Below are 13,333 nucleotides of genomic sequence, written 5' to 3' on the forward strand. Positions count from 1 at the left end.
GAGACAGTTCGGTCCCTATCTGCCGTGGGCGTTGGATGATTGAGTGGAGTTGCTCCTAGTACGAGAGGACCGGAGTGAACGAACCGCTGGTGTTCGGGTTGTCATGCCAATGGCATTGCCCGGTAGCTACGTTCGGAACGGATAACCGCTGAAAGCATCTAAGCGGGAAGCCGGCCACAAGATGAGTCATCCCTCAGACTTTAAGTCTGCTAAAGGGTCGTTGGAGACCACAACGTTGATAGGTGAGGTGTGGAAGCGCAGTGATGTGTTAAGCTAACTCATACTAATTGCCCGAGAGGCTTAACCATACAACGCCCAAGATGTTTTGCGTGATAAAGCGCTAAGAAAAGTACAGTGTGTAAATACTCATCAGCCTGCTAAGTTAAAGAGCATAAACAGTTTTTGCCTGGTGGCAATAGCGCTGTGGAACCACCTGATCCCATTCCGAACTCAGAAGTGAAACGCAGCTGCGACGATGGTAGTGTAGCATTCGCTATGCGAGAGTAGTTCACCGCCAGGCTCCCAATACGAAGCCCCGCTCATCGAGCGGGGTTTTTTTATGCCTAAAATTCAGTGATGATAAGCCTTAGCGAACGAGCTGCAATTTAATTTAGCGCTTTATAGCTTAAAAACTCGACAAATGCGTGTCAAAGATTAACACTAAGAGTTCGATCAAAAGGAGTTGGTTTTGTCACAATTGTCATTGTACCGGCTGCGGGCACAAAAATTACAGCTTGCTGTTTTGATAGCATTTTTGCTAGTGCTTAATGTGTCGCATTTTGTTATGCAACGCTACAGCGTGATGCAGCAGGCTGATCGTTTAGTTGAACTCGCACTAGAGCAACCACACGAAACTGGTGCAAGGTGGTTAACGGCCAGCACTGGTTTGATTTTGCAATTAGCCCCCAGCAACACTCATTATATTGCCATGCAAAACAATGATGCCGTGTTGTACATTGATGAAGCATTTATTATAAAACCTACCCTGTGGCTTTATTTCACTATTAATTCTCTGTTGTTATTGTTGATATTGCCGATTGGTTTGTCATGGCGAAGACAGCGACGAGCTCGTACTTCCGAGCTCGTAGAGTTAGACAAGTCGCTACATATATTAGAAGTTAAAGTCGAAGCAGTCGGCGACTCCTCGGCTAGTTTCAGTCAACGGTTGCAAAAAGTGTCTGATCAAGTGAACAACCTGGTGAGGCGCGACCAAGAAGTTCGCCATTTAGTTCGGGTACAGGGGCTGATCGACCATGAACTTGCTATTGGTAACCGTGTTTTTTTTGAAAGCAAGCTGCAACATTATTTAAGTGATGTGTCAGAAGTGGGGTTCGGCGCATTGTTTATTATTCAGCTAAGTCATCCTGAAACGATAAGCTCAAACATAAAACCGCTTAATCGTCTGCGTGGTTGTGTGGATATACTGCATGGTATGGCCTCAGACTACGCTAATACTGTAATTGCCCGCTTGTCTGATAACGATTTAGTTCTGTTAATCGCAGGGCTTTCTGCTAAAGACATGGAAAAATTGGGTGATAGAATGGCTACGCTATTAAGTCGAGCCAGTTGTTTTGCCGACTGTGTTGACCAAGACGTATTGCATATCGGTTATGCCAGCTATCAGCGAGGACAGACGTCATATCAAGTACTGTCCGAAGCGGATATGGCACTAAAAACGGCACAATTACATGGTCCCAATGCGGCATATGGCTTTGTATATGATGACAGGCCTCAAGCGAAAGGTTCTGTTTGGTGGCGGTCTGAATTAAACAAAGCGTTGCAAGATCATCGTTTTGCTCTTAGCTTTCAGCCGGTTTTTTCGTGGCAAGACCGCGATATTCTGCAGCATGAAGTATTAATTCGGCTGCAATCTGCTGACGGTGGTTATATCCCCGCTGCTATCTTTCTGCCCATGGCATATAACTGCGGCTTGGCGTGCCAGATTGACCAGCATGTGTTACTCAAAACAGCGCGGTTATGTGCCATGGACTCACGCACTTTTACTCGGTGTAGTGTGAACATTAGTATCCATTCACTACTCGATCCACAGTGGTGGCAATGGTTGGAGCATATGTTGATATCTGGACAGTTGGACCCGCAGCAATTTGCCCTTGAACTTACAGAACATCATTTACTCCGGCATTATAAAACCCTAAAAAGTAAGTTGTTGAAGTTAAATAAGTTAGGTTTTTCCTTAATTGTGGATCATGTTGGTTTGGTCATTGATAACGCGGTATACGTTAATGAATTACCTTTAGAATCAGTTAAATTGCATCCTTCAGTAGTACGCAATATCGACCAGCATCTGGAACAGCAGCTGTTTGTTCGTGGTCTTATTGCCAGTTATGTCGGTAAAGGAGTCAGAGTTATAGCAACGGGAGTTGAGTTGGAGTCTGAATGGTTGACCTTACAAAAGTTAGGTATTGCTGGTGGCCAGGGATTCTATTTTAGCCAGCCACTGAACCAGATAATAGCGCAAGGTCAGATACAGTAATTAAGCCACGATAATGCAGCCCTTTTAAGCCTTGTAGTCCCCCCGTGTGAAATACGCTTAATCTACTGTTTTCTGGAATATCACCTGATGCAATCAGAGAAAACACTGCAGCGAGTGTTTTACCGGTGTATATTGGTTCAACGTGCAGTTGATGTTGAGCCATTTCACGGCAAAATGACAATAATGCTTCGTCAAATTTACCATAGCCTTTACCGACAAAGTTCGTATTAATTTGCCAGTGTTTGGTTCTACTCTCTGGTGTTAGCAACTGGCTTACCCGTTGTGGTAAAGACGTATCTTTCACTACGGCAATGCCCAATGCAGCGCAGTCGTGGCGGTTAATTACACCCGCCAAGGTACCGCCACTTGCAGTAGGGCAAATAATGATATCCGCATCACCTTCCGGCGTGGTCGCTAAATTCAGCTCCGCAATGCCTGAAGCGCCAGCATCTGAAGAGCCGCCCTCTGGCACCATCAACAATGTTTTATGCTTTTCTTGTAATTGCTGAATAAAGTCGGGGTTATCGCGTTGGCGGTAACTCGTTCTATCCAGAGCATAAAGTTGCATACCTGCCTGTTGGCAAAATGCCAGCGTTGGGTTCGCCATATCCAGGTCATCGGCACGGACATAGGCCGCACTTTGCAGGCCAAGTAGACGACAACAGGCCGCTACAGCACATAAATGATTAGAAAATGCACCACCAAAGGTTAATATTCCTGAACAGTTTTGCTGCATCACCTGCTGCACGTGGTACTTTAGTTTTAGCCACTTGTTGCCTGATACTTCTGGCACTAAGGTGTCTAAATGGCATACCCATAGTTGTATTCTATGCTGTACTAAAAGCGGATGCGATAGACGTTGCCAACGCTGTTTTGGCGAAATGAGTTGAATTTCAGGTGAATACAGCATGGTAAGAAGCATGACAGTAACGAAAATAGCCGCTAGTATAGCGTTATACTGGGAGCTAATGGCAGCACTATGCTGAGAAAAATAATAAAAGGCCTCAATCGAAAATCAAGCCGTTCTTCAGGCATGCTTGCTTTATACATAAGCAAATCCGACTTTCGCTTGGTGGATCTTGAAACAGCCACAATCACTCATTTTCGCAGTGAGTCTTACGATGCGGATAGCTTGAAGCAAGCATTGCATACGTTATTATCATCCGTTACCAAACACCGTAAGTTGCACATTGTGTTATCTCCAGATTTTTATCAGCTGGTGCAAATTGATAAACCCGCTTTGTCAGAGACGGAAATGCTACAAGCATTACCTTGGCAAGTAAAAGATTTAGTCGATATTAGCCCTGATGACATTATCGCTGACTATATTGACTTACCCAGCTACAACAGCCAAACGTCAAAAATTAATGTGGTCGTGGCAAGCACGAGCTGGTTAAAGCAACTTGTTCAATATGTTACGAGCAGTGAATTACACATTCACTCTATTCAGCCGGAGGAATGGTTGGCGATGGGGCTCATCGCTCCAACAGGCCAGGCAACAATGCTGGTAATACATCAACCCGAAAATGAGTTGTTAATCCAGATAGTTCGTGATGGTCAGTTGTACTTTTCACGTCGTGCCCGTGGTTTTGGTCAGCTGCATTTAAGTACCGAAGCAGAATTACGCGATGACTCGCTTGACAGGCTGCAGTTAGAGCTGCAACGCTCAATGGATTATTTCGAAAGTCAGTTAAAGCAACCGCCAGTTAGAGATATTCGGCTACTGATGGCGCAATCAGCATTGATAACGGATCTATTGCGACAAAATGGTTTTGGCCGGGTAGAGCCGCTGGCTAATTTGCCATTGGCTCAGGCCCTAAGTACCGAGCAGCTGATCAGTTGCTGGCCTGGCGTTGCAGTGTTGAATCAATCGGATTCGGAGTCTGTCGCATGAAGCAGCACGTAAATTTATATCGGGCGGTTTTATATCCGGTTTATGAACGCTTTGGGCTGAGTCGCTTGGTTGCTAGCTGGTTGGTATTGGTTGCCGCTTTAATAGGGGCAGGATTGTGGATTGCACATCAACAGCAGCAACTACAGACAGCATTAGCACAACAACAGCAGCAAAATACTCTGCAGCAGCAAGAAATTTCCTTGTATCAACAAGCATTAACTCAACGACAACCATCGGCTGAACTGGTTAAACAGTATCAGGATATTGAGCGTCGCGTGGCACAGAAACAGCAATTATTGAGTTTTTTAGCTGAACAACAAATGCAGGCAAGCCAAATTTATAGTCCGGTAATGCAGCATCTAAATAAGGTGGATCGTCCAGAGTTGTGGTTAACGAGCTTTAGCTTACAACAGCAATATAGTAGCTTTAATGGTATTGCATTAAGGCCTGATAGTGTGCCGTTGTGGTTAGAGGATCTACGTCAACTAAGTTACTTCCATGGCCAGCGTTTTCGTCAGGTTACTATGCAGCAGGTGCAAGATAAACGAGCTGTGAGTTTTAAACTGTTAGCGCAACAAGGAACACAGCCATGAATCAATGGCAACTACTCTCAGACCGGTTTAGCCAATTACAGCAACGGGAAAAACTGTTGTTGTGGGGCGGCAGCTTAATTTTAACCTTGTGGCTGGTGAGTATTTATGTACTTGAGCCACGCTGGCAGCAAGTGACGACATCAGCAAAACAGCTAAAAACATTGCAACGCCAACAACAAGATACACAACAGTTAGCTGAACAATTAAGGCAACAAATAGCCGTGGATATGGATAAAGAATACCATCAGCGCATCCAATTGTTGCAGCAACAGCAATTCCAGTTAAATGAGCAAATACAGCAAACTACCAGCCATTTTATCGATGCAGAACAAATGGTGCAGTTGTTGCAGAGCATGTTACAAAGCAGCAATACGGTACAAATCAGTCGTTTACAGTCTTTGGAACCCAGGCCTGTGCAATTAGCTGGGCAAACCGCTGATGAACCGGCATTGTTATATCAGCATACCATTAAGCTGGTGCTTGCTGGCAATTACACCGAATTGTCTGAAGTATTAGAACGAATTGAGCAATTGCCATGGCTGGTAAGCTGGCAAGGATTAGGCTATCAGGTTACAGACTATCCACTAGCAGAACTGACATTAGAGTTGGGTACAGTGAGTGAAAATGAAGACTTTATCCGTTTGTAGTTTATGCACGTTATTCAGCGTAGCGGTATTGGCAGATCCCACCCGTCCTGTAGCCGGTTGGCAATCGGATACTGAACTTAGCGAGGCACAAGTCCATGCTGCGTTGCCCCAATTGCAACTAATAAAAAGCACCATTAACGGCTATGTTGCACTGATTGACGGCGTATTAGTGCACAAAGGCGGATACTATAAACAACAACGGGTACTGGATATCCAAGACACACAAGTTACTCTTGAATTAAACGGCGTGCAGCAGGTGCTGCCGCTACTTAACACAGCGATAAAACAATATGAAGAATAAAAGCGCTACTACGCTGCTGTGGTTTTGCAGCGGCATATTATTAGCTGGTTGTCAGGCATTTGAACCCACGACCTTGCCACAGCAAGCGGAAAAAGCATTACAACAGGCTAGTCAGCAGCCAACAATTGTCGCCGCGGCACCACAGCAGGTACCTGCAGCCATTACACAAGACTTGCTGTCGAGTAATTATCAGGCACAGCAACCTCAGTTGCCGCGTTTTAACGTTGCTGCAATGCAAGCTAATGTCGCCGATTTCTTTCAGTCTTTAGTTGCTGACACAGCCTATAGTGTAGTGTTGCACCCAAATGTGAGTGGCCTGATAACGCTGCAGCTAAAACAGGTCACGCTGCCTGAAACAATGGCGATAGTGCAGCAACTGCATGGGTTTGATATTCGCCAGCAGGGTTTAGTATATAAGGTTTACCCAGCAGGATTGCGTACAGAAACCATTGCTGTGAACTATCTTATGTTGCAGCGCCAGGGGTTCTCTTCTATCGCGGTTAATTCAGGCGGTGTATCGCAAGATAGCCAGAGCAACCAGAGTGGCCAGAACAATAGGGGCAATAGTTCAGCACAAGGAGGTTTTGCTCAGGGCGGCAATGGCAACCAAAATCAGTCTCAGCAGGGGCAGCAACAGTTTAATGGCAGTACGATTCAAAGCGAAAGTAAAACCGACTTTTGGAAAGATCTGGAAAAAGCGGTAAGCACTGTATTGGGTAGTGGGCCGGATCGTATGGTGGTTGTTACACCGCAGGCAGGATTAGTTACCGTGCGAGGCATGCCTGACGAAATTGCTGCAGTTAAAGCCTATCTTGGTCAGTCAGAACAACACTTGCAGCGGCAGGTGGTGCTGGAAGCAAAAATTATTGAAGTAACGTTAAACGACGAATATCAGCAGGGGATCAATTGGCAAAATGCCATGATGAATATCCGAAGCACGGGATTTAATTTTTCCACCAGTGGAGCCATCGCCAGCAATGCTATCAGCTCTTCGTTAGGTGGTGTTACCGCCATTTCCTTTAATAATGCTGACTTTAACGGCGTGATTAATTTACTTGAAACGCAGGGGAATGCGCAGGTGTTGTCTAGCCCCCGCGTTACCGCAATGAACAACCAAAAAGCGGTTATTAAAGTAGGGCAGGACGAGTATTTTGTCACCAATGTTAGCACCGACACTATCGTAGGTACTGGCGGCACCACCAGTTCGCCGAATATTTCATTGCAGCCATTTTTTTCAGGTATAGCGTTAGATGTTACACCACAAATTGATCAAAATGGTACCGTAATTCTACATGTGCATCCCTCCGTGACAGAAACGGCAGAACAGAACAAAACTATTCAGTTCAGTGACGAGCAAATAATCTTACCTTTGGCGCAAAGCAATATCCGTGAGTCTGACACCATTATTCGCGCCCGTAGTGGCGAAATTGTAGTGATAGGCGGTTTAATGCAAACGGTCACCAACGACAATGAATCTCGTACGCCGGTATTAAGCGCTATTCCTATTGTTGGTAAGTTGTTTACCAGTATCAACAAAGTGGAAAAAAAGAAAGAGCTGGTTATTCTGCTAAAACCGACAGTGGTAGGGGAAGGTGTATGGCGACAGCAGATCCAGCAATCGTCAGAATACATTTCTGATTGGTATCCAAAATAGCGATGTACGAACGGCACTTTCAGTTAAATCAGATGCCGTTTGGTCTTACGCCTGACACGCGCTTCTTTGTGCCATTGCAGCAGCATCAGGACGTGTTGGCCGTGTTGAAAACGGCGCTGGGTGCCGGCGAAGGTTTTATTAAAATTTGTGGTGAAGTAGGAAGTGGTAAAACACTGTTGTGTCGCAAGCTGCTGCAACAAGCAGACGCCGACTGGCAATTAGCCTACATTCCTGATCCTTGCTTAACGCCATTAGAGTTGCGCTGGGCCTTGGCGCTTGAGCTTGGGTTAAAACATTCTGCTAATATCGACCCTCCACAGCTGTTGCAGCTATTACAGCGGCAGCTGTTGTTATTCGCAGCACAAGGTAAAAAGGTTATTGTGTTAATTGATGAAGCACAAGCGCTACCGGATGATACCCTCGAGGCGCTGCGACTATTAACTAATTTAGAAACAGAACAACGCAAGTTGCTGCAAGTGGTACTGTTTGGTCAGCCTGAATTGGATACGAAACTGGCAAGCTACCGTTTTCGCCAACTTCGCCAACGTATTACCTTTTCTTGTAATCTTTCGTTGATGAGTCCACGCCAGGTGGCGGCTTATTTGCAACAACGGTTGCAGCAGGCTGGCTCACAGCAGCAACTGTTCAGTAGTATGGCACTGCGGGCGCTAAGCATGTATAGCCGTGGTGTGCCGAGATTGTTAAATGTGCTGGCGCATAAGGCGCTGTTGTTGGCGTTTGGTGAGGGTAAACCCTGTGCTGGCTATCAACATGTTCGTTTAGCGGCGATGGATACTGAAGATGTGCAGCCTAAACCCAGGGCTTGGTGGTGGTATAGCGTGGCAGCTGGCGCTATCGTGTTGATGGGTTATGCGCTGGTTACTGGCGGTCATTGGCTACCAGGATGGACAATATTATGAGCGTGTTAAATAAAATGTTACGTGATCTGGAACAGCGTCAACAAACGCCACCCGGTATCACAACGCCGGTTATAAGTTCAGACACAGATCGCCCGTTGTGGCTTACACTGTTACTAGCGTTAAGCGTAATGTTATTGTGTTTTGCGGTGTATGCCATTTTAAGCCGCAGCCAGCCAACTGTTGCTGCTGCGCCGGCTGAGGTAAGTATTACCGCAGAGCAACCCGATACTGCGGTAATGCCAGTGAGTATTGCTGCGGCAGTAGATACCCAACCGCAAAAAACTGAAACTGAAACTGAAGCTGAAGCACAGCTGGCTGCAGTGTCGGCAACACTTGGTACAGCAACAGTTACAACCTCAACAACAGCATCAGCAGACGCTACACATTCAATGGCAGCGGTTAGCACCAGCCAAATATCAACTCCAACTGAATCGGTTATGTCAGATAAGCAAATTAATTTAGCTGATAAGCCCGTGACGGAAGATATCCCGCTGCAGTTAACGCCAGCACAACCGCAAGCTCCAACACAGCCACCAGACCCAAAGCCTATTACTGCAAAGGCTTCTGCTCAGGATCAGCGTGAGGTGGTTAATACTGTTAGCGTTGGTGTGCAGGTGGAGCGCAAGGCTGCTACACCTGAACAGCGCGCAGCAGCCTTGCGCCAGCAAGCACTTGCTGCAGCTGGTGCCGGGCAACTACAACAGGCATTGCAGTATTGGCAACAGGTGCAACAATTAACGCCTGCCGACCCCGGCGTTTACATAGCCCAAGCCCGGCTTTGGACACAGTTAGGGCAGCCGTCTCAGGCCGAGTTAACGTTGCGCCAGGCACTAAGCCACAATATTATCAATGCCGACATTCAGTTGCTACTGGCGCAATACGCAGCAACTAATGCCGCCTGGCAGCAAGTAGTTGAACTCTTGCCCGCGCAATTTTTGCTGGCGCAACAGCCTGATTATTACGGACTTAAAGCAACTGCACTGCAACAACTAGGGCAGCAGCAGGCCGCATTGCAGTGGTTTGTACAACTTATCCAATTACAGCCGCAACAGGCGCGCTGGTGGTTGGGTGCGGCTATTGCGCATGATGCACTGGCACAGCGCGAGCAGGCGCATTTACATTATCAACAGGCGCTTAATTGGGGGGATGGCCTGTCGGTCGCCAGCCGGGATTACATTCAACAGCGCTTAGCCGCCACAGAGTAACGTTATGCAAAGACCTCGTTTAAAAATGCGTCTGGGTGATTTATTAGTGCATGAAGGCATTATCTCAGAACCACAGTTACAGCAGGCGCTAAGCCAGCAGCAGCAAAGTGGCCGTAAGCTTGGAGCTACACTAACAGAGCTGCAGTTTTTGACAGAGCAACAGCTACTGCAGTTTTTGGCGCAGCAGCTTAATGTGCCTTTTCTGGATATTGCACAAAAACAAATAAACCCGAAAACAGTGCAATTGCTGCCCGAAGTTCAGGCCCGGCGCTTTAGGGCGTTAGTGCTGGAAGATCATGGCAGTAAAGTGTTGCTAGGTATGAGCGACCCGGCCGATTTAGCTGCGATGGATCAGCTCGCTGAGCTGTTAGCGCCACGTCAGATAGAGCTGGCCGTTGTGCGCGAAGGTCAGCTAATTGCTGCCTTTGATACGCTATACCGGCGCACCAAAGATATTGAAAGTTTTGCTTCGCAGTTAAAAGAAGAACACGGCACATCCAACGAGCTAGACCTTAATGCGGTTGATGAACAGGGCGATGCCGACAACACTATTGTTAAGTTACTCCAATCTATTTTTGAAGATGCCGTACAGGTTAAAGCATCAGACATTCATATAGAGCCTGATGAAAAAGTGTTGCGTATAAGGCAACGGGTTGATGGCGTACTGCAAGAAAACATTTTAAACCAAGTCAGTATTGCAGCGGCTCTGGTGTTGCGTTTAAAGCTGATGGCAAACCTAGATATTTCGGAAAAGCGTTTACCGCAAGATGGCCGTTTTCAGATTAATGTAAAAAAACACCAGATTGATGTGCGTATTTCAACCATGCCGGTGCAGTATGGCGAGTCTGTAGTAATGCGTTTGCTTGACCAGTCAGCCGGTGTGCTGCAACTGGAAGAAACCGGCCTACCGGCACCAATGTTGGCAAAGCTGCGACGCATTATTAAAAGCCCGCATGGCATGATTTTGGTCACCGGGCCTACTGGCTCAGGCAAAACCACTACTTTGTATGGCATGCTTAGCGAGCTTAACCAGGCGGGCAGCAAAATTATTACTGTTGAAGACCCGGTAGAGTACCGTTTACCCAGAGTGAATCAGGTTCAGGTTAACCATAAAATTGGCCTAACCTTTAGTAATGTGCTTAGAACCACCTTACGACAAGACCCGGATATTATTATGGTGGGTGAGATGCGGGATCAGGAAACCGCAGAAATGGGGCTACGCGGCGCGTTAACGGGCCATTTAGTGTTGTCTACCTTGCACACCAATGATGCGGTAACCAGTACCTTACGGTTAATCGACATGGGCGCGGCGCCCTATTTGGTGGCATCGGCCTTGCGGGCCATAATCGCACAGCGGCTTATTCGGCGGTTATGTGATTACTGTAAGCAACCTTATCAACCAGACGACATGGAAAGCAACTGGCTGCGGCACATTAACACCAGCAAAACCGCAACATATTGGCAGGCTCCCGGGTGTCAGTCATGTAATCACACCGGGTATAAAGGCCGGCTTGGCGTATTTGAATTACTCATGATTACCAAGCCACTGGCCGATGCCCTGCGACGCGATGATACCGCAGGCTTTGCCACGTTAGCGCAACACAGTGAGGGCTTTACCCGCCTGGGTACCATGGCACTGCATTATGCCCAGCAGGGGGTAACCAGTTTAGAAGAAGTTATTCGGGTATCTGAATATCTGGATGACGATATCGACATAACCGCAGAGAGCAGCTAACGGTATGGCACAGTTTGTATATACAGCGCGCGATAGCGCCGGTAAGGCGGTTAGCGGAGAAATTGAGGCCGGTAATGAAAGCGCGGCAGCCGATATACTGCGCCGACGCAGCGTTATACCGTTAACGATTAGCCGACAAGATACGCCTGCTAAAACGTCCTTGATGGGGCCGGTACTATGGCAGCGCAAAATATCGTTAACAGACCTTATTATGTTATCGCGGCAAATGTACTCGTTAATGCGAGCGGGCATTCCTATTATTCGCGCCATTGAAGGGCTGGCACAGAGTACAAGCTCAGTAAGGCTACAGGGAATTCTGCTGGAGTTGGTGGACCAACTGCAAAATGGGCGCAACCTGTCACAAGCCTTAGCGGCGCACCCTAAGGTGTTTAGCCGTTTAATGGTCAGTATTGTGCATGTTGGTGAAAACACCGGCCGTTTAGATGAAGCCTTTTTGCAATTAACTTATTACTTTGAGCAAGAGCTGGAAACCCGCAAACAAATAAAACAGGCTACCCGCTATCCTATTTTTGTTTTACTCACCTTAGTTGTGGCCATGTTTATTTTAAATTTGGCCGTTATTCCGCAATTTGCTTCAATGTTTGCCCGCTTTAATGCCGAGCTACCCTGGTCAACCAAGGCTCTGCTAGCCAGTTCAGAGTTTTTTATCCGCTTTTGGCCACTGATGTTAATTGGCTTTATTGCTGCCGTATTTGGCTTACGATCATACATTCAAACAGACAAAGGCCGCCGGGCCTGGGGCCGCTGGAAAATTCGTTCTCCTATTATTGGCAGTATTATTTATCGGGCAACGTTGGGGCGTTTTGCCCGCAGCTTTGGCATGATGCTAAAAGCCGGCGTGCCGATGACCAGCGCGTTAACACTGGTTGCCGACGCGGTAGACAATGACTTCCTCGGCGACAGTATTCGGGATATGCGGCGCAATATTGAGCGCGGTGAAAGCTTGCTGCGGGTAAGCCAGCAAAGCCAAATGTTTACGCCGCTGGTGTTACAAATGCTGGCAGTGGGTGAAGAAACCGGTGCCATGGATGACATGTTGGCGGAAGTCGCCGGGTTTTATGAACGCGAAGTTGCCTTTGATTTAAAAAGCCTCACCGCCAAAATAGAGCCTATTCTTATTTCCATTGTGGCGGTAATGGTACTTATTTTGGCATTGGGCATTTTTACACCGATGTGGGATATGCTAAATGCCTATAAAGGTGGTACAAAGTAGCTCAGCGCTTTATTAACAATTTAACGTGTAATTACAAAGTTTAGCGATATACTCATTATAACAAGCAGATGGGAGATACAAGTATGAAGAGACAATCAGGCTTTACACTAATCGAATTGATCATCGTGGTCATTATCCTCGGGTTGCTGGCTGCAACAGCATTGCCGCGGTTTTTAAATGTAACAGAGCAAGCAGAAGATGCGTCAATCGAAGGTATTGCCGGTGGTTTTGCCTCCGCAGTAGGTTTAGTGCGGGCGCAATGGGAAGTGGCGGGTCGTCCGGTAGGTAATAACGCGGTTCCAGCCGACAATGGTACCTTTGTTACACTGGATGGTGTAGATGTTGGCGTAAATGGTGACCCTTCAACCGCAGTGCGTGGCTATCCAACGGGTAACCGTTCAGCAGATACCCGGCTGGCTACGGTAGACGCTGCAGCGTGCGTTGCGGTATTGCAAAATATTTTACAAAATGCACCTACCGCCGCTATTGCTTTTAGTGCCAACAATAATTTGTTTGTGCGCTTTGATACATCCAATTGCGTATATCACCAAACCGCCGGCTTAGCCGCGGCACCAACAGATATTGCAACAAGCAATGGCTTTACCTATAACCCAGCAACGGGTGCCGTTGCCGTATTCTTAAATAGACCCTAAGCA

General features: G+C 47.0%; 12 protein-coding genes and 2 rRNA genes. 13 read left to right on the forward strand and 1 reads right to left on the reverse strand.

All coding sequences use genetic code 11. The features are described 5' to 3' along the window. The 3 genes from ORJ00_RS07495 to ORJ00_RS07505 all read left to right on the forward strand — a co-directional run. A 23S ribosomal RNA gene (locus tag ORJ00_RS07495) occupies positions 1 to 308 on the forward strand; the annotation flags it as partial. 97 nt (positions 309 to 405) lie between these two features. Then, a 5S ribosomal RNA gene (gene rrf, locus ORJ00_RS07500) occupies positions 406 to 520 on the forward strand. A 168-nt stretch (positions 521 to 688) separates the two neighbouring features. Next, positions 689 to 2,494 carry an EAL domain-containing protein gene (locus ORJ00_RS07505; protein WP_306127056.1) on the forward strand — a complete coding sequence of 602 codons (1,806 nt, stop codon included), beginning with the start codon at positions 689 to 691 and terminating at the stop codon, positions 2,492 to 2,494. On the opposite strand, the gene ORJ00_RS07510 is transcribed toward ORJ00_RS07505, so the two are convergent. Then, a complete protein-coding gene (locus ORJ00_RS07510) occupies positions 2,448 to 3,404 on the reverse strand; it encodes a 1-aminocyclopropane-1-carboxylate deaminase/D-cysteine desulfhydrase (RefSeq protein ID WP_051219824.1) in 957 nt (318 codons plus the stop codon). The genes ORJ00_RS07505 and ORJ00_RS07510 overlap by 47 nt on opposite strands. A 69-nt stretch (positions 3,405 to 3,473) precedes the next feature. Here ORJ00_RS07510 and ORJ00_RS07515 point away from each other — a divergent pair, with 69 nt between their 5' ends. The 10 genes from ORJ00_RS07515 (at position 3,474) to ORJ00_RS07560 (ending at position 13,330) form a co-directional block, all read left to right on the forward strand. Next, the gene (locus ORJ00_RS07515; RefSeq protein WP_306127057.1) at positions 3,474 to 4,388 is read left to right on the forward strand and encodes a hypothetical protein; all 915 of its coding nucleotides are present in this window, start codon (positions 3,474 to 3,476) and stop codon (positions 4,386 to 4,388) included. Then, positions 4,385 to 4,981 carry a PilN domain-containing protein gene (locus ORJ00_RS07520; protein ID WP_306127058.1) on the forward strand — a complete coding sequence of 199 codons (597 nt, stop codon included), beginning with the start codon at positions 4,385 to 4,387 and terminating at the stop codon, positions 4,979 to 4,981. Before ORJ00_RS07515 ends, ORJ00_RS07520 begins: the two co-directional genes overlap by 4 nt. Continuing rightward, the gene (locus ORJ00_RS07525; RefSeq protein WP_027671051.1) at positions 4,978 to 5,628 is read left to right on the forward strand and encodes a hypothetical protein; all 651 of its coding nucleotides are present in this window, start codon (positions 4,978 to 4,980) and stop codon (positions 5,626 to 5,628) included. The genes ORJ00_RS07520 and ORJ00_RS07525 overlap by 4 nt, the downstream gene beginning before the upstream one ends. Beyond that, on the forward strand, positions 5,606 to 5,929 hold the full coding sequence (locus tag ORJ00_RS07530) for a hypothetical protein (protein WP_305974284.1): 324 nt from the start codon (positions 5,606 to 5,608) through the stop codon (positions 5,927 to 5,929). The genes ORJ00_RS07525 and ORJ00_RS07530 overlap by 23 nt, the downstream gene beginning before the upstream one ends. After that, positions 5,919 to 7,583, forward strand: a complete 1,665-nt coding sequence (mshL, locus tag ORJ00_RS07535; RefSeq protein ID WP_306127060.1) for a pilus (MSHA type) biogenesis protein MshL — start codon at positions 5,919 to 5,921, stop codon at positions 7,581 to 7,583. Before ORJ00_RS07530 ends, mshL begins: the two co-directional genes overlap by 11 nt. Positions 7,584 to 7,585: 2 nt before the next feature. Further along, on the forward strand, positions 7,586 to 8,503 hold the full coding sequence (locus ORJ00_RS07540; RefSeq protein ID WP_305974288.1) for an ExeA family protein: 918 nt from the start codon (positions 7,586 to 7,588) through the stop codon (positions 8,501 to 8,503). Then, on the forward strand, positions 8,500 to 9,708 hold the full coding sequence (locus ORJ00_RS07545; protein WP_306127061.1) for a tetratricopeptide repeat protein: 1,209 nt from the start codon (positions 8,500 to 8,502) through the stop codon (positions 9,706 to 9,708). Before ORJ00_RS07540 ends, ORJ00_RS07545 begins: the two co-directional genes overlap by 4 nt. A 4-nt stretch (positions 9,709 to 9,712) precedes the next feature. Further along, positions 9,713 to 11,443, forward strand: a complete 1,731-nt coding sequence (locus ORJ00_RS07550) for a GspE/PulE family protein (protein WP_027671047.1) — start codon at positions 9,713 to 9,715, stop codon at positions 11,441 to 11,443. 4 nt (positions 11,444 to 11,447) lie between these two features. Next, complete coding sequence (locus ORJ00_RS07555) at positions 11,448 to 12,677, forward strand: type II secretion system F family protein (RefSeq protein WP_306127062.1); 1,230 nt, start codon at positions 11,448 to 11,450, stop codon at positions 12,675 to 12,677. Positions 12,678 to 12,760: 83 nt separating this feature from the next. Then, positions 12,761 to 13,330, forward strand: coding sequence for a prepilin-type N-terminal cleavage/methylation domain-containing protein (locus tag ORJ00_RS07560; protein ID WP_306127063.1), 570 nt, complete (start codon positions 12,761 to 12,763; stop codon positions 13,328 to 13,330). The last annotated feature ends 3 nt before the right edge of the window (positions 13,331 to 13,333 follow it).

Origin of the sequence: Rheinheimera baltica (assembly GCF_030731985.1) — a bacterium.
Taxonomy (GTDB): Bacteria; Pseudomonadota; Gammaproteobacteria; order Enterobacterales; family Alteromonadaceae; genus Alishewanella; species Alishewanella baltica.

What these genes read in the sequence shown, in the direction of transcription:
- ORJ00_RS07520 (WP_306127058.1), top strand. Translation starts at nt 4,385, where the DNA reads ATGAAGCAGCACGTAAATTTATATCGGGCGGTTTTATATCCGGTTTAT.
- ORJ00_RS07515 (WP_306127057.1), top strand. Translation starts at nt 3,474, where the DNA reads ATGCTGAGAAAAATAATAAAAGGCCTCAATCGAAAATCAAGCCGTTCT.
- ORJ00_RS07525 (WP_027671051.1), top strand. Translation starts at nt 4,978, where the DNA reads ATGAATCAATGGCAACTACTCTCAGACCGGTTTAGCCAATTACAGCAA.
- ORJ00_RS07550 (WP_027671047.1), top strand. Translation starts at nt 9,713, where the DNA reads ATGCAAAGACCTCGTTTAAAAATGCGTCTGGGTGATTTATTAGTGCAT.
- ORJ00_RS07560 (WP_306127063.1), top strand. Translation starts at nt 12,761, where the DNA reads ATGAAGAGACAATCAGGCTTTACACTAATCGAATTGATCATCGTGGTC.
- ORJ00_RS07545 (WP_306127061.1), top strand. Translation starts at nt 8,500, where the DNA reads ATGAGCGTGTTAAATAAAATGTTACGTGATCTGGAACAGCGTCAACAA.
- ORJ00_RS07555 (WP_306127062.1), top strand. Translation starts at nt 11,448, where the DNA reads ATGGCACAGTTTGTATATACAGCGCGCGATAGCGCCGGTAAGGCGGTT.
- ORJ00_RS07510 (WP_051219824.1), bottom strand. Translation starts at nt 3,404, where the DNA reads ATGCTGTATTCACCTGAAATTCAACTCATTTCGCCAAAACAGCGTTGG.
- ORJ00_RS07530 (WP_305974284.1), top strand. Translation starts at nt 5,606, where the DNA reads ATGAAGACTTTATCCGTTTGTAGTTTATGCACGTTATTCAGCGTAGCG.
- mshL (WP_306127060.1), top strand. Translation starts at nt 5,919, where the DNA reads ATGAAGAATAAAAGCGCTACTACGCTGCTGTGGTTTTGCAGCGGCATA.
- ORJ00_RS07540 (WP_305974288.1), top strand. Translation starts at nt 7,586, where the DNA reads ATGTACGAACGGCACTTTCAGTTAAATCAGATGCCGTTTGGTCTTACG.